The organism is Microbispora hainanensis (assembly GCF_036186745.1).
In the GTDB taxonomy this organism is placed as follows: domain Bacteria; phylum Actinomycetota; class Actinomycetes; order Streptosporangiales; family Streptosporangiaceae; genus Microbispora.
Genome location: NZ_CP108086.1, coordinates 438,759 through 461,443, shown reverse-complemented (window position 1 = coordinate 461,443; position 22,685 = coordinate 438,759). Strand labels below are relative to the sequence as shown.

Annotated in this window: 21 protein-coding genes; 12 read left to right on the top strand and 9 right to left on the bottom strand. The window is 72.3% G+C overall.

Annotated features, from left to right (window positions below):
* Window positions 1-314: 314 nt before the first annotated feature.
* The 4 genes from OHB01_RS02045 to OHB01_RS02030 all read right to left on the bottom strand — a co-directional run bounded on the left by OHB01_RS02045 (window position 315) and on the right by OHB01_RS02030 (window position 4,679).
* Entirely contained in the window at window positions 315-1,166 is an 852-nt protein-coding gene (locus OHB01_RS02045; RefSeq protein ID WP_260617141.1) for a carbohydrate ABC transporter permease, read from the bottom strand.
* Entirely contained in the window at window positions 1,163-2,290 is a 1,128-nt protein-coding gene (locus tag OHB01_RS02040) for a sugar ABC transporter permease (RefSeq protein ID WP_328709330.1), read from the bottom strand. The genes OHB01_RS02045 and OHB01_RS02040 overlap by 4 nt, the downstream gene beginning before the upstream one ends.
* Before the next feature lie 63 nt (window positions 2,291-2,353).
* A complete protein-coding gene (locus OHB01_RS02035; protein WP_147943444.1) occupies window positions 2,354-3,601 on the bottom strand; it encodes an extracellular solute-binding protein in 1,248 nt (415 codons plus the stop codon).
* Between the two features lie 40 nt (window positions 3,602-3,641).
* Window positions 3,642-4,679, bottom strand: coding sequence for a LacI family DNA-binding transcriptional regulator (locus tag OHB01_RS02030; RefSeq protein ID WP_328854868.1), 1,038 nt, complete (start codon window positions 4,677-4,679; stop codon window positions 3,642-3,644).
* Window positions 4,680-4,839: 160 nt separating this feature from the next.
* Between OHB01_RS02030 and OHB01_RS02025 the strand changes: the two genes are divergently transcribed.
* From OHB01_RS02025 to mgrA, 3 genes are all read left to right on the top strand, one after another.
* Window positions 4,840-6,975, top strand: coding sequence for a glycogen debranching N-terminal domain-containing protein (locus tag OHB01_RS02025; protein ID WP_260617139.1), 2,136 nt, complete (start codon window positions 4,840-4,842; stop codon window positions 6,973-6,975).
* 58 nt (window positions 6,976-7,033) lie between these two features.
* Complete coding sequence (locus OHB01_RS02020; RefSeq protein WP_142645939.1) at window positions 7,034-7,663, top strand: alpha-ketoglutarate-dependent dioxygenase AlkB; 630 nt, start codon at window positions 7,034-7,036, stop codon at window positions 7,661-7,663.
* A 234-nt stretch (window positions 7,664-7,897) separates the two neighbouring features.
* Window positions 7,898-8,893, top strand: a complete 996-nt coding sequence (mgrA, locus tag OHB01_RS02015; protein ID WP_142645938.1) for an L-glyceraldehyde 3-phosphate reductase — start codon at window positions 7,898-7,900, stop codon at window positions 8,891-8,893.
* 45 nt (window positions 8,894-8,938) lie between these two features.
* On the opposite strand, the gene OHB01_RS02010 is transcribed toward mgrA, so the two are convergent.
* The 3 genes from OHB01_RS02010 to OHB01_RS02000 are packed head-to-tail and all read right to left on the bottom strand — an operon-like array spanning window position 8,939 to window position 12,937.
* Window positions 8,939-9,802: an NAD(+)/NADH kinase gene (locus OHB01_RS02010; RefSeq protein ID WP_168065698.1), complete on the bottom strand. Its 864-nt coding sequence runs from the start codon at window positions 9,800-9,802 to the stop codon at window positions 8,939-8,941.
* Window positions 9,803-9,833: 31 nt separating this feature from the next.
* Window positions 9,834-11,282, bottom strand: coding sequence for an ATP-binding protein (locus OHB01_RS02005; RefSeq protein WP_142645937.1), 1,449 nt, complete (start codon window positions 11,280-11,282; stop codon window positions 9,834-9,836).
* Window positions 11,279-12,937: an FAD-dependent oxidoreductase gene (locus tag OHB01_RS02000; protein ID WP_142645936.1), complete on the bottom strand. Its 1,659-nt coding sequence runs from the start codon at window positions 12,935-12,937 to the stop codon at window positions 11,279-11,281. The genes OHB01_RS02005 and OHB01_RS02000 overlap by 4 nt, the downstream gene beginning before the upstream one ends.
* Before the next feature lie 131 nt (window positions 12,938-13,068).
* On the opposite strand from OHB01_RS02000, the gene OHB01_RS01995 reads away from it, so the two are divergent.
* Window positions 13,069-13,761, top strand: a complete 693-nt coding sequence (locus tag OHB01_RS01995; RefSeq protein WP_142645935.1) for a CBS domain-containing protein — start codon at window positions 13,069-13,071, stop codon at window positions 13,759-13,761.
* Window positions 13,758-14,237, top strand: coding sequence for an HPP family protein (locus OHB01_RS01990; RefSeq protein ID WP_142645934.1), 480 nt, complete (start codon window positions 13,758-13,760; stop codon window positions 14,235-14,237). The genes OHB01_RS01995 and OHB01_RS01990 overlap by 4 nt, the downstream gene beginning before the upstream one ends.
* A 16-nt stretch (window positions 14,238-14,253) precedes the next feature.
* On the opposite strand, the gene OHB01_RS01985 is transcribed toward OHB01_RS01990, so the two are convergent.
* Complete coding sequence (locus tag OHB01_RS01985; RefSeq protein ID WP_142645933.1) at window positions 14,254-15,258, bottom strand: zinc-binding alcohol dehydrogenase family protein; 1,005 nt, start codon at window positions 15,256-15,258, stop codon at window positions 14,254-14,256.
* Complete coding sequence (locus OHB01_RS01980) at window positions 15,258-15,686, bottom strand: pyridoxamine 5'-phosphate oxidase family protein (RefSeq protein ID WP_142645932.1); 429 nt, start codon at window positions 15,684-15,686, stop codon at window positions 15,258-15,260. Before OHB01_RS01980 ends, OHB01_RS01985 begins: the two co-directional genes overlap by 1 nt.
* Before the next feature lie 173 nt (window positions 15,687-15,859).
* Between OHB01_RS01980 and OHB01_RS01975 the strand changes: the two genes are divergently transcribed.
* The 7 genes from OHB01_RS01975 to OHB01_RS01945 all read left to right on the top strand — a co-directional run bounded on the left by OHB01_RS01975 (window position 15,860) and on the right by OHB01_RS01945 (window position 22,640).
* Window positions 15,860-16,267: a VOC family protein gene (locus tag OHB01_RS01975; RefSeq protein ID WP_142645931.1), complete on the top strand. Its 408-nt coding sequence runs from the start codon at window positions 15,860-15,862 to the stop codon at window positions 16,265-16,267.
* A gap of 93 nt (window positions 16,268-16,360) precedes the next feature.
* Window positions 16,361-16,540 (top strand): hypothetical protein, encoded by a 180-nt coding sequence (locus OHB01_RS01970; protein ID WP_142645930.1) that lies wholly within the window; start codon window positions 16,361-16,363, stop codon window positions 16,538-16,540.
* Window positions 16,541-16,545: 5 nt separating this feature from the next.
* Window positions 16,546-16,881: an ArsR/SmtB family transcription factor gene (locus OHB01_RS01965; protein WP_142645929.1), complete on the top strand. Its 336-nt coding sequence runs from the start codon at window positions 16,546-16,548 to the stop codon at window positions 16,879-16,881.
* Complete coding sequence (locus OHB01_RS01960; protein WP_328854867.1) at window positions 16,878-18,599, top strand: SulP family inorganic anion transporter; 1,722 nt, start codon at window positions 16,878-16,880, stop codon at window positions 18,597-18,599. Before OHB01_RS01965 ends, OHB01_RS01960 begins: the two co-directional genes overlap by 4 nt.
* Window positions 18,600-18,680: 81 nt before the next feature.
* On the top strand, window positions 18,681-20,006 hold the full coding sequence (locus tag OHB01_RS01955) for a lanthionine synthetase LanC family protein (RefSeq protein ID WP_142645928.1): 1,326 nt from the start codon (window positions 18,681-18,683) through the stop codon (window positions 20,004-20,006).
* A 258-nt stretch (window positions 20,007-20,264) separates the two neighbouring features.
* Window positions 20,265-20,888, top strand: coding sequence for a YHS domain protein (locus OHB01_RS01950; RefSeq protein WP_142645927.1), 624 nt, complete (start codon window positions 20,265-20,267; stop codon window positions 20,886-20,888).
* A 177-nt stretch (window positions 20,889-21,065) separates the two neighbouring features.
* Window positions 21,066-22,640, top strand: a complete 1,575-nt coding sequence (locus OHB01_RS01945; RefSeq protein ID WP_328854866.1) for a cellulose binding domain-containing protein — start codon at window positions 21,066-21,068, stop codon at window positions 22,638-22,640.
* The last annotated feature ends 45 nt before the right edge of the window (window positions 22,641-22,685 follow it).

Below are 22,685 nucleotides of genomic sequence, written 5' to 3'. Positions count from 1 at the left end.
TGGCCTGCCGCGCAGCCTCTACACGCGGTCGACCGGCTGGCCCGCGAGGAGCTCATCGTCCCCGTGGAGACCAGCAGAGAGGGCCGACGGACGGAACGTACGGTCTACCGCGTGACCGACGAGGGGCGGGCCGGACCGCTTCGTCCTCACCGCGCCCGGCCACGCGATGACGGTGGAGGGTGGGCCGGGACCTGCTGGCCGCGCAGGGCGGCTGGTGGTGGCGGGGCGATCGGACGGCCCCTGAAATCCGACGGCCGCTGAACGAGGTCACCGGACCGGCCCGCGACGGGCCGGTCCGCGATGGGGCCGGTCCGTCAGCCCTTCTCCGCGCCCTCGTTGGCCCCGCGTACGAAGTAGCGCTGGAACACCACGAAGATGACCGCCACCGGGATGGTGGCGAGCACGGCGGCGCCGAGCTTGAGCGGATACTGCGTGCCCTTGCCGAGCGAGCCGCTGACCAGGTCGGCGATGCCGCGCGGCAGCGTGAACAGCTCCGGGCTCTGCACCGCCACGAGGGTGTGCGCGAACTCGTTCCAGCTCCCCTGGAAGGAGATGATCGTGAGGGTGATCAGGGCCGGTCGCGCCATCGGCAGCACCACCGACCAGAACGTCCGCCACACCCCCGCGCCGTCGATGCGCGCGGCCTCCTCCACGCTCACCGGGACCGATTCGAAGAACTGCTTCATGATGAAGACGCCCGCGGCGTCCACGATCAGGGGCAGCACCAGCGCCGTGTAACTGTCGTACAGGCCGAACTGGTTGAGCACGAGGAACTTCGGCACGAACAGCACCACGGGCGGCACGGCCATGACCCCGATGACGGCGGAGAACAGCGCCTTGCGGCCGCGGAAGCGGATGCGCGCCAGCGCGTACCCGGCCATCGAGCACAGCAGCACCCGCCCGGCGGTGACCAGGATCGTCACCAGCACCGAGTTGCCCAGCCACAGCGGCAGGTCGGTGTTGAGGAAGACCTTCTCGTAACCGCTGGTGGAGAAGGGATGGGGGACGGGCGACAGCGCGTTGGCCGCGGCGTCCGGCTCGGTCTTGAACGAGTTCGCGACCTGGATCACGAACGGATAGAGGAAGACCAGCGCGAAGAAGACCAGCACGAAGTAGCCCGCGAAGGTGGAGGCGAGCGAGCGGGAGTCCCGGCGTTTCACGGTCACGACCTCCTCGTACGGCGGGCGGGGTCGCGGTCGCGCATGATCCACCGCTGGAGCAGCGCGAGCACGACGATGATGGCGAACAGCACGAACGAGATGGCCGTCCCCGAGCCGTACTCGAAGCTGCGGAAGGCCGTCTGATACGACAGGAAGGCCGGGGTGAGGGTGGTCTTGGCCGGGTTGCCCTGGCTCATCACGTAGACCTGGTCGAAGACCTGCCAGGTCGCGATGAGGCCGAGCGTCAGCACCAGGAACAGCGTGGGCTTCAGCAGCGGGAGCGTGATGTGCCGGAACCGCTGCCAGCGCCCGGCGCCGTCGAGCATGCCGGCCTCCTCCAGCGTGACCGGGATGTCCTGGAGCGCGGCCAGGAACATCAGCATGAACGTGCCCGACGTCGTCCAGACGACCAGCATGATGATCGTGCACATCGCCACGCTCGGCCCGGACAGCCACTCCCACCACGACAGCCCGAACGGCCCGCCGCTCGTCAGCGCCGCCGGCGGATTGTCGGGGTCGGCCAGGCCGAGCCCGCCGAGCAGCAGGTGGAGCACGCCCCGCGAGTCGGAGAACCACTGCGGCCCGTCGATCCCGAACACCTTCAGCAGGCTGGTCACCGCGCCGGAGTTGGCGAAGATGAACAGGAACACCACGCTGATCGCCACCGAGCTGGTGACCGAGGGGAAGAAGAACGCGGCGCGGAAGAACGTCTTTCCCTTCAGCATCCTGCTGTTCACGATCAGGGCGAGCCCCAGCGCCAGCACCGTCTGGGCCGGCACGACGATCACGACATAGTAGAAGTTGTTGCGGATGCTGGTCATGAAGTCCTGGCGGGCCAGGCCGTCCTCGGTGAACAGCCGGGTGTAGTTCTCCATCCCGACGAACGGCACGCCCGAGCGGAACGGGCTGCCCTGGCCGTTCCAGTCGGTGAGGCTGACCCACATCGCCATCAGGATCGGCAGCAGCAGGAACAGGCCCAGGATCACCACCACCGGCGCCACGAACAGCCAGCCCGCGATGTTCTCCCGTACGGCCGCGCTCAGCCGGGGCCCGGGCCGCGGGGCCCGTGGGGCGCCGGGCGCGGGGACGGGTGCGGTGTCGGCCACGGTGTCGGCCACGGTGTCGGCCACGGTCACTCCTTCCGGTCGGCGGGGCCCCGGCCGTGACCGGCCGGGGCCCGCACCGCCTCCGCGTCAGCCGAGGGCGGCCTGGGTGTTCTTCTGCACGCGCTCCAGCAGCGCCTTGGGGTCACTGGAGGTGAGCTTCTGGATGCCGGTGTCGAAGTCGGCCAGGACGCTGTCCATCTTCGGCGCGTTGACCGGGCCCTGGGCGTAGTCGGCGCCGTTCACGAACGGGGCGTCGGCGGGGAACTCCTGGGTGTAGGCGTCCTTCGCCGACTGCCGCGAGGGCATGACCCCGAAGGCCCGGGCGAAGGCCATCTGCTGGTCGACGGTGGTCATCGCCTCGACGAAGTCGATCGCCTGCTGCTTGAATTTGCTCTTCGCCGAGATGCCCCAGCAGTTGGTGAACGACAGGGTGCCCTTGCCCTTGGGGCCGGCCGGAAGCTCGTGCACGCTGTATTTCACGTCGGGGAAGTCGGCCTTGAGCGCGCCCTTGATCCAGTTGCCCTCGATGGTCATCGCGGCCTTGCCCTTGCCGAACGCCTCGCCGCCCCAGCCCGCGTCGAGCTGGCTCGGGAACTGGGCGAGCTTGTCCTTGAGCAGCGACTGGACGTACTGCAGGGCCGTGAGGTTCTCGGGGCTGTCGGCCGTCGCCTGCTTGCCGTCGGGGCTGGTGATCCAGCCGCCCGCCTGCACCATGAACGCGCCGATCCGGTCGCGGGTGTCGGCGACCGCGAGCGGCGTCATGCCCTTGGCCTTGAGCTTCTCGCTCACCGACCTGAGCTGGTCCCAGGTCGTGGGCACGTCGCCCTCGCCCAGCCCGGCCTTGGCCCACATGTCGTCGTTGATCACGAGGGCGAGGGTGGAGAAGTCCTTCGGCGCGCAGTAGAACGTGCCGTTGTACGTGAACGTGGCGCGCAGGCTCGGGTAGAAGTCCGACGCGTCGGACAGCTTGCCGGCGTACGGCTCCAGCGCGCCCACGCTGGCGTAGTCGGCGAACCGGGAGGCGTCCACGTAGAACACGTCGGGCGGGTTGTCGCCCGCGAACGCCTGGCCGAGCTGCTGGGCGAGGTCCTGCGCCGGGGTCACGGTCGCCGTCGAGCCGGACTTCTTCGCCCAGGCCGCGGCGGCGTCCTTCACCGCGGTGGTCTCCGCGTCGCCCGAGGAGCCGATGAGGATCTGCAGGTCGGCAGGGCCGGCGCTCTGCTGGGCGGGAGAGGCCGCCTTGTCGTCGTCGAAACCGCTGCCGCAGGCGGCCGTGGCGAGGAGAGCGGCGCCGGCGGCGCCGAGCACCGCCGTACGTACGGTTCTGTTCTTCATGAGAGTTCCCGATCTTCGTTGAGGGGGATGACGCGCCGGTTCACGCCGACTGGCGGACGACCAGCGAGGGTTCGAGCAGCACGTTCGCCGGCGGTTCGCCGGGGTCGGCCTGGCCGTCGAGGAGTGTGGTGAGGAGCGCCACGCAGTGCGCGGCGGCCTGCGCCAGCGGCTGGCTCAGGCTGGTCAGGCCGACGGCCTTGGCCACCGGCGTGTCGTCGAAGCCGATCACCGCGACCGGCCGTTCCGCCGCGCCGCCGCCGGGCCCTCTGCCGGGCCGCCAGGCGAGGCCGGGGGAGCGGGCGGCGTGCAGCGCGCCGAGCGCGAGCGAGTCGCTGGCGCACACCAGCGCGGTCACCCCGAGATCCGACCGCAGCAGGTCGTAGGCGGCCTTCTCGCCGTCGGCGACCTCGTCGCTGGTGGCCCGGCTCAGGCCGGTGGGGTCGACGCCCGCCGCGGTGAGCGTGCGCGCCCACCCTTCGCGGCGGTCGTCGCCGACCCCGGAGCCGGACGGCCAGCCGAGGAAGCCGATCGCGCGGTGGCCCGCGTCGAGCAGGTGCCGGGTGGCGGCGGCCGTGCCCGCCGCGCCGTCCACGTCCACCCACAGGTGCTCCGGGGAGTCCGCGCTCCAGGGGCGGCCGAAGGTGACGAACGGCACCTTGTGGTCCTGCAGCCAGGCCGTACGCAGGTCGCCGTGGTGGGTGCTGGTCAGCACGAACGCGTCGGGCTCGTACGCGCCGAGCAGGTCCTCGAACGTGTCGACCTCGGCCCGGTCGTCGTCGGCCGTGTAGAGCAGCACCCGGTAGCCGGACCGCGCGGCCGACTCGGTCAGGCCGTGCAGGAAGCGGTCGAGCACCGAGCCGTTGATGCCGTCGCGGTCGGGCTCGATCCGGATGGCGATCAGCCGGGACCGGCCGGTGCGCATCTGGCGGGCGGCCTGGTTGACCCGGTAGCCCAGCTCCTCAACCGCGCGCAGCACCCGCTGCCTGGTCTCCTCGCGGACGACATCGGGGCTGTTCAGGGCGTTCGAGACCGTCTGGCGTGATACGCCGGCGAGCCGGGCCACGTCGGCGATTGTCACCTTTTCGGCCATGATCTGCCCTTCTGGGGGTTTGAACGTTCAAGGAGGAGTAAGGCATGATTAGATCGATCAAAGTAAAGCGAATGTTTCGCAATGTGCACCCCCGGCGACCACATGTCAAGGTCAAGGCCGGGGCGATTCGATCCAGGAGGGCCCCTCGGTGCTCGTCGGAGCCACGCCCGGTCCGGGCGGCGAGTTCGCCGCCGGTGCGGCGTACCGCCTGCAACCACCGCTGCACGAGCTGGTCAGCACCGTCATGGCGCCGACCGGAGCGCTGAGCGGCGCTGACGGCCAGATCCGCCCCTTCGGCGTCCAGGGGCTCTTCCACGCCGACCATCGGGCGCTGTCGCAGGCGACGCTGCTCGTGAACGGCCGCGAGCCCGAGGCCATCGGCCACGTGCACGAGGAGGCCGGGCGCACCCGGTTCGTCTCGCTCGCCCGCTGGCTCGGCGACCCCCAGCCCGACCCCACGGTGCGTCTCGAACGCGTACGGGAGGTCGGCGCGCGCGGCATGAGCGAGCGTGTGGAGATCACCTCCACCGCCACGGTGGCCGTGATCGCGTCGGTCACCGTCGAGCTGGGCTGCGACTTCGCGCCGATCGAGGTGGTCAAGTCGGGCGGCGACATCGTCCCCGCCGAGCCCGACGGCCCGGACCCGGCTCGTACGGACGGCGCGGGCCGCGGCGGCCTGTCGTGGCGGAGCGGCGGCATCCGCGTCACGGCCGCGGGCGAGGACGCCCGCGCGGAGACCGGCGGCGGCGCGCGGCTGCGCTGGGAGCTGAGCCTGCCCCCGGGCGGGACGGCGACGCTGCGCTGGGAGGTCGTCGTGGACGACCCCGCCGCCGTCGTCGTCACCCCGGCCAGGGCGCTGGAGTGGAGCAAACCCGAGGTCACCGCAGCCGACCGGCGGCTGACCCGGCTGCTGCACCAGTCGCTCGAAGACCTGCGGTCGCTGCGGCTGGCGGAGACCGGCGCGCCCGAGGACACCTTCCTCGGCGCGGGGGTGCCGTGGTTCCTCACGCTCTTCGGGCGCGACAGCCTGTGGGCCGCCCGGATGCTGCTGCCGCTCGGCACCGACCTCGCCGCCGGCACGCTGCGGGTGCTCGCCCGCCGGCAGGGCACGCGGGTGGACCCGGCCTCGGGCGAGGCGCCGGGCAAGATCATGCACGAGCTGCGGCGGCGCGAGTTCACCGTCGAGGGCAACGGCCTGCGGCTGCCCGCGGCCTACTACGGCACGATCGACGCCACGCCGCTGTGGATCAGCCTCCTGCACGACGCCTGGCGGTGGGGGATGCCCGAGCGCGAGGTCGCGGCGCTGCTGCCGCACATGGAGGCCGCGCTCGGCTGGCTCGCGGACTTCGCCGACCCCGACGGCGACGGGTTCGTGGAATACATCGACACCTCCGAGCGGGGCCTGGCCAACCAGGGCTGGAAGGACTCCGGCGACTCCATCCGGTTCCGCGACGGGAGCCAGGCCAAGCCGCCGATCGCGCTGGTGGAGGTGCAGGGCTACGCGTACGAGGCGGCCAGGAACGCCGCGTCGCTGCTGGAGGCGTTCGGCCGTCCCGGCGCCGCGCGGTGGAACGCGCACGCCGACGCGCTGTCGGAGCGGTTCCGCGCCCGGTTCTGGGTGGACGGCCCGAACGGCCGCTTCCCCGCGCTCGCGCTCGACATCGACAAGCGGCCGGTGGACGCGCTGACCAGCAACATCGGCCACCTCCTCGGCACCGGCCTGCTGTCGGAGGCGGAGTCGGCCCAGGTCGCGGACCTGCTGGCCGGCCCGGCGATGAGCGGCGGCTACGGGCTGCGCACGATGTCGTCCGGCGACGGCGGCTTCAGCCCGCTGTCCTATCACTGCGGCTCGATCTGGGCGCACGACACGGCGATCGTGCTCGGCGGGCTGGCCAGGGCCGGGTTCGCGGCACAGGCGGCCGGGCTCGCCGAAGGGCTGCTCGCCGCCGGGGAGGCGTTCGGCTACCGGCTGCCCGAGCTGTACGCCGGGGACGGGGCCGGCCCGCACCCTGCCTTCGGCAGGCCCATGCCCTACCCGGCGGCCTGCCGTCCCCAGGCGTGGTCGGCCGCCGCGGCGGTGGCGATCACCCACGCGGCGCTGGGCCTCTATCCCGACGTGCCGGCCGGGCGGGTGCTGCTGCGGCCCATGGCCGGGGCGCCCCTCGGCGCGGTGTCGGCCCGGGGACTGCGGGTGGCGGGCGCGGAGGTGAGCGTCGCCGTGGACGCGGCGGGCCGCGCCACCGTCACCGGCCTGCCGCCGGGCCTCGACCTCGACGTACGCTGACGAACCCGGCCCTCGGCTCCCGACATGATCGAATGCATGTTTGAATATGCTGGTAGCCATGACGGCTTTCCAGGCTTCGTTGCTCGACTGGGGCGAGGACGTTCATGTCGGCGAGCTGGGCTCGTCCGTGCGCCGCACTCTCCTGGAGCGCGGCGCCTGGATCGACGTGCGGCCCCACTGGATCGAGGGGGCCGACGCGCTCTTCGAACGCCTGCTTGAGGCGGTGCCCTGGCACGCCGAGCGCAGGCACATGTACGACCGGGTCGTGGACGTGCCGCGCCTGCTGAAGTTCTACGAGGAGGACGAGGAGCTGCCCGACCCGGTGCTGGTGCAGGCGAGGGACGCGCTCAACGCCCACTACGAGGAGGAGCTCGGCGAGCCGTTCCGTACGGCCGGCATGTGCCTCTATCGCGACGGCAGGGACAGCGTCGCCTGGCACGGCGACACCATCGGGCGGGGGAGCACGCACGACACGATGGTCGCGATCGTGTCGGTCGGCACCCCGCGCCCGCTGCTGCTGCGCCCCCGCGGCGGGGGAGGCCCGGCGCTGCGGCACGAGCTGGGCCACGGCGACCTCATCGTCATGGGCGGGAGCTGCCAGCGCACCTGGGAGCACGCGATCCCCAAGTCGGCGAAGGTGACCGGCGCCCGCATCAGCGTGCAGTTCCGCCCGCGCGGCGTGCGCTGAGCACGGGCCGGGGGCACTGGGCAGGGGGCCGGTGGGCAGGGGGCACTGGGCCGGGGCCGGTGGGCAGAGCGCGGTGGGCAGAGCGCGGTGGGCAGAGCGCGGTGGGCAGAGCGCGGTGGGCAGAGCGCGGTGGGCAGGGGGCGGTGGGCCAGCCTTGAGCACGTGCGGTTAGCTGGTAGTCCTTGAGTAAGGCCGCGGCAAAGGACCGGCCCAGTCGCGCAAGAAAGGCCACGGATGACCCCGCACCCCTACGTCCCCGCCCCCGCTCGATACGACGACATGCGGTATCGGCGCAGCGGAAGGAGTGGCGTGCTGCTCCCCGAGATCTCCCTCGGGCTGTGGCACAACTTCGGCGACGGCCACCCGCTCGACGTGCAGCGCGCCGTCCTGCGCCGTGCCTTCGACCTCGGCATCACCCACTTCGACCTGGCCAACAACTACGGCCCGCCGTACGGCTCGGCGGAGGAGAACTTCGGCCGCCACCTGCGCGCGGACTTCCGGCCCTACCGCGACGAGCTGTTCATCTCGACCAAGGCGGGCTACGACATGTGGCCCGGGCCGTACGGCGAGTGGGGGTCGCGCAAGTATCTGCTGGCGAGCCTCGACCGGTCGCTGAGCCGGATGGGCCTCGACTACGTCGACGTCTTCTACTCCCACCGGCCCGACCCGGACACCCCGATCGAGGAGACGATGGGCGCCCTCGACACGGCGGTGCGCTCCGGCAAGGCGCTCTATGTAGGCATCTCGAACTACTCGGCGGAGCAGACCGAGCGGGCCGCCGCCGTGCTGCGCGAGCTGGGCACGCCGCTGCTGATCCACCAGCCGCGCTACTCCATGCTCGACCGCTGGGTCGAGGACGGCCTGCTGGACACGCTGGAGCGGGCCGGGGCGGGGTGCATCGCCTACTCGCCGCTCGCGCAGGGCCTGCTCACCGGCCGCTACCTCGACGGCGCGGTGCCGGCGGACTCCCGGATGGCGATCGGCCACTTCCTGAAGCGCGACCGGCTCACCCCCGAGCTGCTGGAGACCCTGCGCGGCCTCAACAAGATCGCCCAGGAGCGCGGTCAGTCGCTCGCGCAGCTCGCGCTCGCGTGGATCCTGCGCGACCAGCGGGTCACGTCCGTGCTGATCGGGGCGAGCTCGGTCACCCAGCTCGAGCAGAACGTCGCGGCCCTGGACGCGCCGGCGCTCACCGCCGAGGAGCTGGCCGCGATCGAGAGCCTGCTATAACCCTCCCGACGTGTTGTCCGGGGCGGCACACCCGTGCCGGCCCGGTCAGTCGGCCTCGGCACTGCCGTTCACGCGGAGCTTGCGGCGGGCTCGCTCGTAGAAGGTCGTCGTGCCGAGCCGCACCACGCGGGCGGCGGCGCGCAGCGCGGTCACCGTGAGCCGGTCGCCGGGACACAGGTGGCCGCCGATGGTGCCGTCGACCTCCAGCGCGAGCTGTCCGCTGGTCGGGAGCACGTCGAGCGTCACCTCCTCGTCGGCCGACAGGACCAGCGCCCGGTTGAACGCCGAGTGGGCGGCGGCCGGGACGACGAGGAAACCCTCGACCGTGGGGGAGACGATCGGGCCACCCGCCGAGAAGTTGTACGCGGTGGAGCCGGTCGAGGTGGAGACGATCACGGCGTCGGCGGAGTAGCGGACGAACGGCTCGCCGTAGACCGAGACGGACACCGCGGCGAGCCCGTCGCCGGGGATGCGGACGAGGGCGATGTCGTTGAACGCGGTCACCATCCGGCCGTCGTGGCTCGTCGCCCGGACGGCCATGCGCGGCTCGACCGTGTATCTGTGCTCGTCGATCGCCGACAGCGCGGGGGCCAGCTCGTCCACGTCGATCTCGGCGAGGAAGCCGAGCCGTCCCAGGTTGACCCCGAGGACGGGGGTCGGCCGCCCGGCGATCAGGCGCATCGTGCGCAGCATCGTGCCGTCGCCGCCGAGGCTGACGAGGAGGTCGGACCGCTTCACCAGCGTCTGGGCGTCCACCGCGATGGCGCTGCAGTCGATGCGCCCGACCTCGTCGGGCAGCCCCAGCACCGCGCAGTCCCGCTTGCGCGCCCACTCGACGATCGTCTCGATCGCCTCCCTGGAGTCGCGCTGCGGGTGCAGGACGAGACCCACGGTGCTGACCATGCCCATGCCCACACTGTACGGGGCCGTGTGGGCGGCTCTACCGAACGGCCTCCGGGGCCGCCTGGTCCAGCGGAAGGTAGACCCGGAACCGGGTGTCGCCGGGCTGTGAGTCCACCCGGATGTCCCCGTGGTGCTTGTTGACCACGATCCGATAGGAGATGTCCAGGCCCAGGCCGGTGCCCTCACCGACGGGCTTGGTGGTGAAGAACGGCTCGAAGATGCGGGGCCGGACCTCGGGCGAGATGCCGGTGCCGGTGTCGCCGACCTCGACGACCAGGTGGCCGTCCTTGCGCCGGGTGCGGAGGGTCAGCGTGCCCGTGCCGTTCATCGCGCCGAGCGCGTTGTCGATCAGGTTGGTCCACACCTGGTTGAGCTCGGCGGCGTACGCCGGGATGAGCGGCAGCGACCGGTCGTAGTCCTTGACCGTGTGGACGCCCCCGGGGATCTTGCCCTGCATCATGGTCAGCGTGGCGTCGAGCAGGTCGTGCACGTCGACCGTCTGGTACGGGGCGCGGTCGAGCTGGGAGTACTGCTTGGCAGCGGCGACCAGGCCCGAGATCCGGTTGACCGCGTCGTCGATCTCGCACATCAGCAGCTCGGCGTCCACCGTGTAGGTGAGCCATCGGATCGCGGACTCCAGGTTCTCCTCGCCCACCGCTCCGGCGATCTGGTCGAGCCAGCTCGCGTCGAGGCCACCGGCCACCAGCGTCGCCGCCAGGTCCCAGCTGCCGACGATGTCGTGGTCGTCCAGCCAGTCGGCGACCGCGTCCTCGGCGTCGGAGCGCGCCAGCGGCGTGAGGTCGGGGGCGGAGGCCGACCGCTTGACCGCGTTCTCCTGGAGCTCCACCAGGTCGTGCAGCTGACTGCCGTCCAGCCGCCCGTCGGCGATCATGGCGAGCTTGTGCCGCATGCCCGCCACCCGCTCGCGCAGCGCCGACGTCGCCCGTACGGCGGCGGCGGCCGGGTTGTTCAGCTCGTGGGTCAGTCCGGCCGACAGCGAGCCGAGCGCGAGCAGCCGCTCCCGTTCGCTGACGATCGTCTGGCTGGTGCGCATGCCGAGGAACAACCCCTCCAGCAGGTGCATCGCCATCGGGAACCACTCGCGCACGCATTCGGCGATCACCTCGGCCGGCAGCACGAAGAACTCGGCGTCGGTGACCGCGGTCAGCGAGTTCAGGTAGAGCTGGGAGAACTCGCCGGAGATGTACGCCTGGGTGGCGCCGGCGTACACGCCGCGCTGGCTGGTGCGGCTCACCTCGACGTCGTCGCCCTGCACCCGCCTGCTCATCGCGACCGTGCCGTTCAGCAGCACGAAGAAGCAGGTGGCGGGGTCGCCCTCCGGGTAGACGAGGGTGCCGGCGAGCCGTCGCTCGACCCGCCCCGCCTCCGACAGCCGGGCGAGCTGCGCGTCGTCCAGCGCCTCGAACAGGAACAGCGTGCGCAGCTCGTCGGGGGGCAGCGTCGGCTCATGGGGATGGTCGGTCATGGAGTCTCCAGATAACGGTGAACGAGTGAGACCGCCATGGCGCCCTCACCCACGGCCGAGGCGACGCGCTTGACCGACCCGGCCCGCACGTCGCCCGCCGCGAAGACGCCGGGCATGCTCGACTCCAGGTGATAGGGGTCCCTGGACAGTGTCCACCCGGCCGGGCGGCGGCCGTCGGCGAGCAGGTCGGAGCCGGTCAGCACATAGCCGCCGGCGTCGCGGGCGACCACGTCGCCGAGCCAGTCGGTGCGCGGCTCCGCTCCGATGAAGACGAACAGCCACGACGCCGGCACGGTGGTCGTCCGGCCGGTCGTCCCGTCGCACAGGGTCAGGCGCTCCAGATGGTCGCGGCCCTCGCCGGCGACCACCTGCGTACACGGATGGACCTCGATCGAGGGGATGGCCTCGATCTGATCGATCAAATAGCGCGACATCGACCGGGTGAGGTCCTCGCCCCGGATGAGGACGTGCACCTTGCGGGCGTAGCGGGAGAAGTGCACCGCCGCCTGCCCGGCCGAGTTGGCCCCGCCGACGATGTAGACCTCTTCCCCGGCGCAGCTCGGGGCCTCGGTGGCGGCCGCGCCGTAGAAGACGCCCCGGCCGGTCAGGTCGGCCAGGCCGGGCGCGTTCAGGAGCCGGTATGACACGCCGGTCGCCAGCACGACCGTGTGCGCCGTCACGGCGGTGCCGTCGCCGAAGTGCAGCAGGGTCGCCGAACCGCTCCGTTCGAGGCCGACGACCTCGCGGGCGGTGAGCAGCTCGGTGTTGAACTTCAGCGCCTGCCTGCGGGCGCGGTCGGTGAGCTGGGCGCCGGAGACCCCGTCGGGAAAGCCCAGGTAGTTCTCGATCCGGCTGCTCTGCCCGGCCTGGCCGCCGGTGGCCCGCTGCTCCACGAGCAGGGTGCGCAGTCCCTCGGACGCGCCATAGACGGCGGCGCCGAGGCCGGCGGGTCCCGCGCCGATCACGGCGAGGTCGTAGAGATCCGAGGCGGGGGTGGTGGCCATACCCACGTGCGCGGCGAGGTCGGCCTCCGTGGGCCGCGCCAGGGCCTTGCCGTCCGTGGTGATCACCACCGGCACGTCCGCCTCGCTCATCCCGGCGGCGGCCAGCAGGCGGGTGCCCTCGGCCTCGTCGGCCCGCAGCCAGCGGTACGGCACGAGGTTGCGGGCGAGGAAGTCGCGCACCGCGAACGAGTGCGCCGACCAGCGGTGCCCGACGACCTTGGTCTCCGGCATCGTCACGGCGGGCGCGGCGAGCCACGCCTCCAGCAGCGCGTCGAGCACCGGGTAGAGCTTCTCCTCCGGCGGGTTCCACGGCTTGAGCAGGTAGTGGTCGAGATCGACGATGTTGATCGCGTTGATGGCCGCATCGGTGTCCGCGTACGCGGTCAGCAGCACTCTGCGCGCCAGCGGGAAGACGTCCATGGCGGCCTCGAGGAACTCGATGCCGTTCATCTGGGGCATCCGATAGTCGGCCAGGAGGACGGCGACCTGCTCGCCGCGCAGCTTGATCTCGCGCAGCGCGTCGAGCGCGCTGGGGCCGGACTCGGCTCGGATCACCCGGTAGCGGTCGCCGTATCGGCGGCGGATGTCACGAGCCACGGCCCGGGAGACGGACGGGTCGTCATCTACGGTGAGGATCGCGGCATTCTGCACATCTCACACGGTACTGGCGGGTCTTCCCTGATTGGCACCCCTGAGGACATAGGTCCCACGGGAGGGGGACGTTCGCCGGTCGCCCCGCGGCCGGTCGTGGCGAAGGCTGGGGGAGACGAGGGAGGCCCGCCATGCCGATGACCGTGAGCGACGTCATGAACCGGTTCGTCGTCGCCGTCGAGGCGACGGCCTCGTTCGCCGACGTGGTCACCGCGATGTGCCGCTTCCATGTGGGGGCGGTCCCCGTCGTGGACGGGGACCGGCGCGTCATCGGCATGGTGAGCGACAGCGACCTGCTGCTCAAGAGCCTCGACCGGCGACCCGGCGACCTGATCATCGAGGGGCCGTCCCGGTGCAGGGAGCGCAGGAAGGCGAGCGGCCGCACCGCCGCCCAGATCATGACCAGCCCCGCGATCACGGTCACCGAGGACACCACGCTGCGGCGGGCGGCCTGCCTGATGCGCCGCAACAGGATCAAGGAGCTGCCGGTCGTGGACGGCGAGACCGGCCGCATCACCGGACTGGTCAAACAGTCGGACCTGATCAGGGCGTTCTGCCGGCCCGCGGAGGACCTCCGCGACGACGTCATCGCGGTGGTGTCGCGCTACTCCCCGCAGTGTTCCGTACGGGTCGAGGACGGGATCGTCCACCTCGCCGGCAGCGTGGCGCGGCGTCGCCAGGTCCGCGCCCTGATCGATGAGGTCTGGCAGGTGGACGGCGTGGTGGACGTCGACTCCTCCATCACCTACGAGACGGACGACGCGGACCGGGCAGTCCCCGCGGGCGCGCCCCGGTGGACCCCGGAGGGCGGGAAGGACCGATGAGCGTCGAGACGATGACCGCGTCCGACGTGATGACCCGGACGCTCGTCACGGTGGAGCCGGAGGAGTCGCCGCTGATGGCCTGGGAGCTCATGTGGCGGGCAGGCGTCCACCACCTCCCGGTCGTGGACGCCTGCTTCCGGCTCGTCGGCGTGCTCGGGCGGGAGGACGTCGCCGCGCACTGGTCGGGCGGCCCCGCCGAGCAGTCCCGGACGGCGGTGCGCACGCTCCTGCAGGGGCGGCGCTGTCCCCGGGTCGCCCCGGACGCCCCGCTGCCCGAGGTCGCCGCGCTGATGGCCGACGCCGACTGCTGCGCGGTCCCCGTGCTGGGCCCGGACGACGTCCTGCGGGGCCTGGTCACCACCACCGACGTGCTGATGGCGCTGGCCGGGAGGACGGCGCGGCCGGTCGGCGACCCCACGTACGTGAAGGGCGGCCTGTTCCGCCTGGAGCCGGTGCCGTCCGCGCCCCGTCCATAAGCGTCACCCCTGGCTGTCACCCGTCCATGAGCAGGACCGCCGCCCCCTCCACGCGGTCGGCGGCCAGGTCGGCCAGCGCCCGGTCGGCGGCGGCGAAGGGATAGGGCGTCGTCGTGACCCGCGGGTGGTGGAGGGACGCGAGCCGCAGGAACTCCCGCCCGTCGTCGCGGGTGTTGGCCGTCACGCTGCGCAGCGTCCGCTCCTGGAACAGGTGGCGCTGGTAGTTCAGCACCGGGATGTCGGTGAGGTGGATCCCCGCCACCGCGAGCGTGCCGCCCCGGTCGAGCGCGGCCAGCGCGACCGGCACGAGATCGCCCACCGGGGCGAACAGGATGGCCGCGTCCAGAGGCTCGGGCGGCGGGTCGGCGCTGCCCGCCGCGGAGGCCGCGCCCAGCCGCAGCGCGAGCTCCCTGGCCGCCGCCGACCTCGTCATCACGTGCACGGTCGCGCCCTCGGCGATCGCGATCTGCGCGGTCAGATGGGCCGAGGCGCCGAACCCGTAGACGCCGAGCCGCCCGCCCGGGGGCAGGTCGGCGCGGACCAGCGCGCGATAGCCGATGATCCCCGCGCACAGCAGCGGGGCGAGCGTCTCGGCCGGGACGTCCTCGGGCAGCGGATAGACGTACGCCGCGGGGGCGGTCAGCAGCTCCGCGTATCCGCCGTCGGCGTCCCAGCCCGTGTAGGTGGACTCGGGGCACAGGTTTTCCGCGCCGCGCCGGCAGTAGCGGCACCGCCCGCAGGTCGAGCGCAGCCAGGCCACGCCCACGCGGGCGCCGACCGGCGGCCCCTGCGTGTCCGGGCCGAGCCCGGCCACGCGTCCCACGACCTCGTGCCCGGGAACCGTACGCGGACGCCTCGGGGGGAGATCGCCCTCGGCGAGGTGCAGGTCGGTGCGGCAGACCGCGCACGCCTCGACGCGGATGAGCAGCTCCCCCGGCCCGGGCACGGGGTCCGGCAGCACCGTGCGCTCCAGCGGCCGAGTCGCGACGGGCCCCGGCCGGGCCACGACCCAGGCGTCCATCACGCGTGCGTGATGCGCCGGCCGGTGATCTCGTTGGGCGAGATCCGGATGTAGAGCGGGCGTTCGCCGCCCGCCCACGATTCCACGGCGTCCTTGTTCACGTCGCCCGTGATGTGGTGGGCCCCGCCGCGCACGAGCACGCTCCAGCCCTCGCGGGTGCTCTCGTCGATGTGGTCCACCTCGAAGGCCACCATGAAGTCGGCCCCCTCGATCCCCGTACGCAGGTCGGCGTCCATCGGCCCGCCGAGAGCGGTGCGGAACAGGACGGAGCCCTGCTCGATCGTGTAGTTGACCGGCAGGATCACGGGCCCGGTCGGGTTGTTGAAGGCCACCCTGCCCACGCCGCCCGGAGAGATCAGCCGCAGGCACTCCTCGCGGTCGAGCTTGTCCAGGCGCGGCAGGCCGGCGGGAGCCGTGTCTTCGGTCATTCGGACCTCCACAATGATCCTCAAGGGCGTCGGCGACCACTCTGCCGTTCCCGGCTCCGCGGCGGCACGGACCTCCGTCGTACGACGGAGGGACGAAGTGCCCGGGAAGCCTTGGCCGTCGTTTGCCGCAATTCATCCTTTAACCGCATGCCCCGGATGGGCACGCACGTCACATGGAAGTGCTGAGCAGCCGCATACTCGTGCGATCGGCCGACCGGGCCGAGAGCCGCCGCTTCTACCGCGACGTCCTGGGCCTGGCCGTGAACCGGGAGTTCGGGCCGGCCGAGGACCCCGGGGTGGTGTTCTTCCTGGGGCAGGGGCTCCTGGAGGTCTCCGCGCGTGCCTCCGGCGCGGTGCGGGAGAACGCGACGCTCTGGTTGCAGGTGCGCGACGTCCAGAAGGAGCACGACCGGCTGGTGGAGGCGGGGGTGCGGGTGTCCCGGCCGCCCCGGCTTGAGCCGTGGGGGCTGGTGGAGATGTGGATCGAGGATCCCGACGGCATGCCGATCGTGCTGGTCGAGGTGCCCGCGGGCCACCCGCTGCGGCGCGACCTTCGCTCCTTCGCGCCGCATCCCGCCTGAGCCGGGCACCGGCCCCTCGGGGTGCGGGGCTGTTGAATTGAAGAATTCTTCATATTGCATATGCTTAACTCCGCCGACGGAGGAGAGGACCACATGCAGGAGTTCACGGCGGAGTTGCGTGCCCGGCTCGCGGAGGCGCGCGAGGACCTGCGGCGGGCGCGGGAGAACGGCGACGAGCACGGTGTCCAGGTCGCCTCGGGCCGTCTGGACAACCTGAATCGTCTGGCCGCCGACCACGGCATCAGCGTGGAGACGGCGGGGGAGACCGAGTGAGCCCAATGCCCGTTCCGCTTTATCAGGCCAAGGCCGACTTCTTCCGCACCCTGGGACATCCGGTGCGCATCCGCGTGCTCGAACTGCTGCGGGACGGCCCCCGCCCGGTCCGCGAACTGCTCGCCGAGATCGAGGTGGAGGCGTCGAACCTGTCCCAGCAGCTCGCCGTGCTGCGCCGTACCGGCCTGGTCGGCGCGGTCAGGGAGGGCGGCTCGGTGGTCTACTCCCTCGCCACCCCCGACATCGTGGACCTGCTCGCGGCGGCCCGGCGGATCCTCACCGACATGATCACCGGCCAGGGTGAGCTGCTGGCCGAGCTCCAGGCGGAGGCGGCCGAGTGACCAGCACGGCCAAGCAGTTGTACGACCGGGTCGTGGGCCTGCTGCCCTCGCCCGCCGACTGGCGACCGGCCCGCCGCAGTCCCGGCCGGGACCTGATCGCCGGGCTCACGGTGGCGGTGGTGGCCCTGCCACTCGCGCTGGCCTTCGGGGTCGGCTCCGGGCTTGGCGCGCAGGCCGGCCTCGCGACCGCCGTCGTCGCGGGCGCGGTCGCCGCCGTCTTCGGCGGCAGCAACCTCCAGGTGTCGGGCCCCACGGGGGCCATGACCGTCGTCCTCGTGCCGATCGTGCACAGCCACGGCCCGGGCGGGGTGCTCGCGGTCGGCCTGCTCGCCGGGATCGTGCTCATCGTCCTGGCGCTGGCCAGGGTCGGCAGGTACGCCCGCTACATGCCGACCCCCGTCATCGAGGGCTTCACGGCGGGCATCGCCGTCGTCATCGCGCTCCAGCAGGTGCCCGCCGCGCTCGGCGTGACCGGCGAGGGCGAACGCGTGTGGCAGGCGGCCGGCGACGCGGTGGCGAACTTCGTGCGCACCCCGCACCCGGCGCCGATCGTGATGGCGCTCGTGGTCGCCGCGATCATGCTGCTGGGCGCGCGGTGGCGGCCCGCGGTGCCGTTCTCGTTCCTCACGGTCGTGGCCGCCACGATCGTGGCCGAGCTCACCGGGCTTGACGTCACCCGCATCGGAACCCTGCCGGCCGGGCTGCCCGCGCCGACGGTGAGCTTCCTCGACCTGGGCTCCGTCACCTCGCTGCTCCCCGCGGCCCTCGCCGTGGCCGCCCTCGGCGCGCTGGAAAGCCTGCTGTGCGCCTCCGTCGCCGACGGCATGAGCGTGGGGGAGCGGCACGACCCCGACCGCGAGCTGTTCGGGCAGGGCCTGGCGAACATCGTCTCCCCGCTCTTCGGCGGCATCCCCGCCACCGCCGCGATCGCCCGTACGGCGGTCAACGTCCGCTCGGGCGCGCGCTCGCGCCTGGCCTCCCTCACGCACGCCGTCGTGCTGGCCGTCATCGTGTTCGGCGCGAGCGGCCTCGTCGGGCGGATCCCGCTGGCCGCGCTGGCCGGCGTGCTGCTGGCCACGACGGTCCGCATGGTCGAGGTCGGCTCGCTGCGCGCCATCGCCCGCTCCACCCGGGGCGACGCCGCGGTGATGATCCTCACCTTCGCCGTCACCGTCGCCTTCGACCTCGTCACCGCGGTCGCGGTCGGCGTCGGCGTCGCGATCGTGCTCGCGCTGCGGGCCGTCGCGCGCAGCGCGCAGATCGAGCAGGTCCCGCTGGAGACCGGCGACCACAGCGACGAGGAACGGCGCCTGCTCGCCGAGCACATCGTGGCCTACCGGTTCGACGGCCCGCTGTTCTTCGGCGCGGCCCACCGCTTCCTGCTGGAGCTGTCGGAGGTCGCCGACGTGCGGGTGGTCATCCTGCGGATGTCGCGCGTGTCCACGATCGACGCCACCGGCGCGGGCGTCCTCGGCGACGCGATCACCCGGCTGGAGGGGAGGGGCATCACCGTGCTGCTGTCGGGCATCCGGCCCGGCCACGACGAGGTGCTCGACGGCCTGGGAGTGGCAGGCCACCTCCGCCGCGACGGGCTCGTCTTCCCGGACACGCCGGCCGCGATCGCCCACGCCAGGACGCTGCTGGGACTCCGGCCGGCGCCGTCACCGGCCCCGGTCCCCGAGGCACGTCACCCGGACGTTCCCGCGCGGACGGTGTGATCGGTGCGCGACTGCCCGTAGGCTTCCCAATAGAAGCATGTAAGCCTTAATTTCCTACCAGCTTTGTGGGAGACTGGGGTGATGAGCGCCTGGCCCCGCGAGACACCGGTCACCGCCGCCGTCACGGCCGCGCGCTGGGTGCGGTCGGCGGCGGTGGACGACGACCTCGGACGGCGCTGGCGGGCCAACCCCGATCCCCGGGGGCGGTCGGCCGGAGCCGGTGACGCCTCGTCTCTCTACGCCGGCGCGGCCGGCGTCGTGCTGTTCTTCCTCGAACTCGCCGCCGCCACCGGTCACGAGGCCTACCTGGAGGACGCGCTCGCGGGCGCCCGCAGGCTGGCCGTCACCTGGCCGGAGCAGCGCGACCCGACCTTCTACCACGGGCTCGCCGGTCTGGTCTTCGCCATGGCGGAGACGGGGTGGGCGACGGGCGACGAGGAGGTCTTCGGGGCGGCCCGCGCCGCCGCCGACCGCCTCGTCCGCGACGCCCGCCCGCTCGGCGACGGCATCGGCTGGACCGGTGACCCGGCGCAGCGCGGCGACGGCGGGATCGTGCTCGCGCTGCTGCACGCGGCCGGCATCCTCGGCGTCCCGGCCTACGAGGAGGTGGCGATCGAGGCGGGGCACCGCATCGCGGCGCTCGCCGTCCCGGGGCACCGCTTCGGCGGCGACGCCATCCCCGACCTGCCCGTGGACGCCGTCACGCCCGGGTTCCTGTCCGGCACGGCGGGCACCGCTTTCCTGCTCGCCCGCCTGTACGGCGTGACCCGCGACGAGCGCTTCCTCGAGGCGGCCCGGAGGGGGGCAGGATTCGTCCGCGCGGTCAGCGTGGTCACCGACAGATGCGCGCTCGTGCCGCACCACATCCCGCAGGGGCGGCGGCTCCACTACCTCGGCTTCTGCTCCGGCTCCGCCGGGGTGGCCCGCATGTTCTACGAGCTGCACCGGGTCACCGGAGACCCGGGCGATCTCGACTGGGTGGAGCGGCTCGCGCACGGGATCATGCAGAGCGGCGTGCCCGGGGCCCGGCCCCCGGGGCACTGGGACGTCGCCTGCCTGTGCTGCGGCACCGCCGGGCTGATCGAGTGTTTCGTCGGCCTGTACGCCGCCACGGGGCACGAGCCGTACCTCGGCTTCGCGCGCACGCTCGCGATCGACCTGATCGGGCGCGCGACCGCGGGCGACGAGGCCGGTTTCCGCTGGTATCAGGCATATCGGCGGCTGCGGCCCGGAGAGGTCACGGCCGACACCGGTTACATGGTGGGAGCCGCGGGCATCGGCACCGCCCTGCTGCACCTGGACGCCACGGAGCGCGCCGCCACGCCGCGCCGGCTGATCCTGCTGCCGGACAACCCCTTCCCGGCCATCCCGATCCCGGCCGCCGTCCTGCGCGGCGACCAGGCATAGCCCGGAGCTTCGGGCGGCCGGGCATCAAGGCGACCAGGCGTGAAGGCGGCCGGGCATCAAGGCGACCAGGCGTGAAGGCGGCCGGGCATCAAGGCGACCAGGCACGAAGGCGGCCGGGCTACTCCGTACGGCGTAAGCGCGTCCGCCCGCTGCGCCCGGCGCGGTAGCGGGAAGAGCCCTCCCCGGGGCGACGACGCGGAGGACTCGTCGCGGCAGGCTGTCCACCGAGAGACCCCTCTCGGGAAGGACGGAGTGACGATGTTGTTTGTCGAGTTGCTGGTGCCCAAGGGCATGTTCGACGACTGGGAGCGCCGGGTGCTCGCCGGGCGGCTCACCGCGCGGCGTCTGCTGTCGGCCGGGGACGGCACGACGGCGGCCGCGGACCCCGGCGTGATGGATCTGCTCGACTCGCTCTCCCATGTGGTGGTCCGCGAGGAGGAGGTCTGGGTCGCGGGCGGAACCGCGCTCGACAGCCCGCTCGACGGCTCTCGGGCCCCTTGTTATGTGGTGAACGTCATCGTCGGGCTGTGGGGCAAGGAGATGAGCGAGCACCTCGTCTCCCGGATAACCGCCGAACTCGCGGAGGCGGAGGGCCGCCCCGAGCCGAACGTCGTGGTGAACGTGATCAGCCTCCCGGAGGGCGGCTACGGCCTGCGCGGGCGGGTGTGGCGCTCCTCGGACTTCCTCGCGCTGATCGAGGACTCGAAGACCGGGCCCGCCACGGACGCGCCGGACGGCATGGTCGTCGACCCGGTCTGCGGCGCCACGCTGCCGCTGGACGAGGCGGTCATCCTGGAGCGCGACGGGCGGACCTACGGCTTCTGCTGTCCTCATTGCCGCGGGCACTTCGTCAGGGAGTCGAGCGCCGCGGGGGCGTCCTGACTGGCGGTTCGCCCCGGACGAGGCGCCGGGCCGGAGCCGGACTGAAAATTTCACCTGTTCACGGCGGATACGCCCAGCTCGGCGAGGTGACGCGGGCCACGTTGTTGACTTAACCGGTCAAGTTAACGACGCTTCGCTCCGGTCTTCTATGGCCGCTCTTCTATGGAAGGACGGAGCATGCGACGGAGAGGCGCGATCCTCACCGCACTGGGGCTGCTGGCCGCAGGCGGACTCACCTTCGGCAACCCGCCGGCGGCCCAGGCCGCCGTGGCGTGCACGGTCACCTACACGGCCAATCAGTGGCCGGGTGGCATGTCCGCCAACCTGAGCATCCAGAACCTGGGCGACGCCCTGAGCGACTGGACGCTCACGTTCACGTTCCCCGACAGCGGCCAGAGGGTCACCCAGGGCTGGTCGGCCGACTGGACCCAGTCCGGCGGCAACGTGACCGCGAGGGCCATGGACTGGAACAGGTCCCTGCCCACCGGCGGCTCGGCGAGCATCGGATTCAACGGATCCTGGTCCGGGAGCAACCCGGCGCCGACCGACTTCAAGATCAACGGCGTCGCCTGCAACGGAACCCCGCAGTCGCCCTCGCCCTCACCGTCGCTGTCGCCGTCCGCGCCGCCCTCCCCCTCGCCGTCGCCCTCCCCCTCGCCCTCGCCGTCGCCCTCGCGCCCGCCGAGCCCGTCCCCGTCCCCGTCGCTCTCGCCGTCGACGTCGCCCAGCCCCTCCACGGGAGCGGCGCCGAAGCTGAAGGTGTCGGGCAACAGGATCGTGAACGCCGCGACCGGCACGCCGTACCGGCTGCTGGGCGTCAACCGGTCGGGCGGCGAGTTCATGTGCGTGCAGGCCCGCGGCATCTGGGACGGCCCGGTCGACAACGCGGCGATCGACGCGATGAAGGCGTGGAACGTCCGGGCGGTCCGCGTCCCGCTGAACGAGGAGTGCTGGCTCGGCCTGAGCAACATCCCGTCCGCGTACGGCGGCGCCGCCTACCAGAACGAGGTCAAGTCGTACGTCGACCGGCTGGTCGCCAAGGGCATCACCCCGATCGTCGAGATGCACTGGAACTACGGGCAGTACACCGGCAACTCCTCGGGCTGCTCCGACGTCCACGCCTCCTGCCAGAAGCCGATGCCGGACGCGCAGTACGCCCCGCAGTTCTGGACGGGGGTGGCGAACGCGTTCAAGGGGCGTGACGAGGTCGTGTTCGACCTGTTCAACGAGCCCTATCCGGAGCGTGCGACCGGCAGCGCCTCCTCCGGGTGGGCCTGCTGGCGCGACGGCGGCACCTGCTCCGGCATCCCCTACCAGGTGGCGGGCTTCCAGTCGCTGGTGAACGCGGTGCGGGCCACCGGCGCGACCAACATCATCATGCTCGGCGGCCTGGCCTACTCCAACGACCTGTCCCAATGGCTGCAGTACAAGCCCACGGACCCGCAGGGCAACCTGGCCGCCGCGTGGCACGTGTACAACTTCAACTCCTGCGTGAGCACCTCGTGCTGGGACGGTCAGCTCGCTCCGGTGGCCGCCCAGGTCCCGCTGGTGGCGGGGGAGATCGGTGAGAACACCTGCTCGCACGGCTTCATCGACCAGGTCATGAACTGGTTCGACGCGAAGGGTGCGTCCTATCTGGGCTGGACCTGGAACACCTGGGACTGCTCCACCGGGCCGTCCCTGATCAGCGACTACAACGGCACTCCGACAGGCTTCGGAGCCGGGCTGCGGGCTCGCCTGCTGTCGTCCTGATCCCGATACACGGCGTGCCCTCCTTCCTCGCGGCCCCCCGGGGAA

What these genes read in the sequence shown, in the direction of transcription:
- OHB01_RS02035 (WP_147943444.1), bottom strand. Translation starts at nt 3,601, where the DNA reads ATGAAGAACAGAACCGTACGTACGGCGGTGCTCGGCGCCGCCGGCGCC.
- OHB01_RS02020 (WP_142645939.1), top strand. Translation starts at nt 7,034, where the DNA reads ATGACGGCTTTCCAGGCTTCGTTGCTCGACTGGGGCGAGGACGTTCAT.
- mgrA (WP_142645938.1), top strand. Translation starts at nt 7,898, where the DNA reads ATGACCCCGCACCCCTACGTCCCCGCCCCCGCTCGATACGACGACATG.
- OHB01_RS02010 (WP_168065698.1), bottom strand. Translation starts at nt 9,802, where the DNA reads ATGGGCATGGTCAGCACCGTGGGTCTCGTCCTGCACCCGCAGCGCGAC.
- OHB01_RS02005 (WP_142645937.1), bottom strand. Translation starts at nt 11,282, where the DNA reads ATGACCGACCATCCCCATGAGCCGACGCTGCCCCCCGACGAGCTGCGC.
- OHB01_RS01995 (WP_142645935.1), top strand. Translation starts at nt 13,069, where the DNA reads ATGCCGATGACCGTGAGCGACGTCATGAACCGGTTCGTCGTCGCCGTC.
- OHB01_RS01990 (WP_142645934.1), top strand. Translation starts at nt 13,758, where the DNA reads ATGAGCGTCGAGACGATGACCGCGTCCGACGTGATGACCCGGACGCTC.
- OHB01_RS01985 (WP_142645933.1), bottom strand. Translation starts at nt 15,258, where the DNA reads ATGGACGCCTGGGTCGTGGCCCGGCCGGGGCCCGTCGCGACTCGGCCG.
- OHB01_RS01980 (WP_142645932.1), bottom strand. Translation starts at nt 15,686, where the DNA reads ATGACCGAAGACACGGCTCCCGCCGGCCTGCCGCGCCTGGACAAGCTC.
- OHB01_RS01975 (WP_142645931.1), top strand. Translation starts at nt 15,860, where the DNA reads ATGGAAGTGCTGAGCAGCCGCATACTCGTGCGATCGGCCGACCGGGCC.
- OHB01_RS01970 (WP_142645930.1), top strand. Translation starts at nt 16,361, where the DNA reads ATGCAGGAGTTCACGGCGGAGTTGCGTGCCCGGCTCGCGGAGGCGCGC.
- OHB01_RS01965 (WP_142645929.1), top strand. Translation starts at nt 16,546, where the DNA reads ATGCCCGTTCCGCTTTATCAGGCCAAGGCCGACTTCTTCCGCACCCTG.
- OHB01_RS01955 (WP_142645928.1), top strand. Translation starts at nt 18,681, where the DNA reads ATGAGCGCCTGGCCCCGCGAGACACCGGTCACCGCCGCCGTCACGGCC.
- OHB01_RS01950 (WP_142645927.1), top strand. Translation starts at nt 20,265, where the DNA reads ATGTTGTTTGTCGAGTTGCTGGTGCCCAAGGGCATGTTCGACGACTGG.
- OHB01_RS01945 (WP_328854866.1), top strand. Translation starts at nt 21,066, where the DNA reads ATGCGACGGAGAGGCGCGATCCTCACCGCACTGGGGCTGCTGGCCGCA.